The organism is Enterococcus sp. C63, from assembly GCF_040887215.1.
Classification (GTDB): domain Bacteria; phylum Bacillota; class Bacilli; order Lactobacillales; family Enterococcaceae; genus Enterococcus_B; species Enterococcus_B hirae.
The window spans coordinates 1-805 of record NZ_JBFOFI010000021.1 but is presented as its reverse complement, the minus strand read 5'-3'; the positions used below and the strand labels follow the sequence as shown (position 1 = coordinate 805).

Below are 805 nucleotides of genomic sequence, written 5' to 3'. Positions count from 1 at the left end.
AGTATATCCTTTTGGAAAAGCCATTAAGTTTTTCCATCCAGCAAAATTTGCTGATTTATTTGTGATCGAAAAATTGGCTACTACACTTCGTCCATCTCGTTCAAATCTGACTGAACTTTCATTGGTAAAATCTGTTGTATTCGTTGTTTTTACTGTTTTTGAAATAAATTGATCTAAAGCTACTGGTACATTATTCACTGTTGGTGTTTGTCGAAAGTCTTTAAAGCCATCAATGGATTCATTTCCTGAATTATGGACAACTTTGGAGTCATTAGATAATTTATTCCAATTAAACCAAGTTAACGGCGAACCACTCATAACTCGATTATAGAAATTTCCATTTGAGATAAATAGTTGAACAATCACACTTGCTGATTTAATCACTATTAAATAGCCATATAGGGTTCCTGAAATAGGCATGTTTTCTCCTGTAGCACCTGCACAATAATACACTCCACTTTCTGTGATATCCTTCCAATTTTGAGTGGTTATATGTGTATTTTTGAATAGAAATGGTCCTTTCTCAAGACTCTTTTGTTTCACAAAATACTCTTCGGCATTAATCAATTCATTTTGCACACTTACAAGATCTGTTTGGATCTGATTCGCTTTTTTAGAAACATTAGTTACTGTTGTCTCTGTATCTTGTAGCTCCTCTGTCAACTGACTAATCGTTTTAGTAACATCCTTAGAAACTGATTGAACAAAATTATTTAGTTTCTTTTCCGCTTCTGATATAGTTTGGTCTACTCCAAACAATGCTTCGTTTACTGCATCAGTCGCTTCCTTTTTTACACTTCCTAGT

General features: G+C 33.5%; 1 pseudogene. It reads right to left on the bottom strand.

Going from position 1 to position 805, the window contains the following annotated elements:
- Nucleotides 1–805 (bottom strand): annotated as a pseudogene (locus AB3H90_RS14365) (hypothetical protein); the annotation flags it as partial.